Source organism: Mycobacterium simiae (genome assembly GCF_008370645.1).
In the GTDB taxonomy this organism is placed as follows: domain Bacteria; phylum Actinomycetota; class Actinomycetes; order Mycobacteriales; family Mycobacteriaceae; genus Mycobacterium; species Mycobacterium simiae_A.
The window spans coordinates 1-298 of record NZ_VTZN01000621.1 but is presented as its reverse complement, the minus strand read 5'-3'; the positions used below and the strand labels follow the sequence as shown (position 1 = coordinate 298).

At 66.1% G+C, this 298-nt stretch carries 1 pseudogene; it reads right to left on the bottom strand.

Features of this window, described 5'->3' with window-relative positions:
- A pseudogene (locus F0Q45_RS28485) lies at positions 1–298 on the bottom strand (PE family protein); the annotation flags it as partial.

Genomic DNA, 298 nt, shown 5'->3' with positions numbered 1-298 from the left:
TTACCGCCAGTGGCGCCTGATGCCAAGTTGCCATTACCACCGTTTCCGCCTGCGCCACCCTGACTAACACCATTGCCCGTGTTGTTGCCTTGGCCACCAACGCCGCCGTCACCGCCGGCGCCGCCGAAAATTCCACCGTTGTTGCCGTCACCGCCCACACCCCCGGTCGCCGTACCTCCCGCACTGCCGTCAGTTAGGCCAACACCGCCGGCACCGCCATCTCCGCCAGTGCCACCGGTGAATTCGGCGGTACCACCTTTACCGCCCGCACCACCGGTGCCATTGTTGCCGTCGGTGG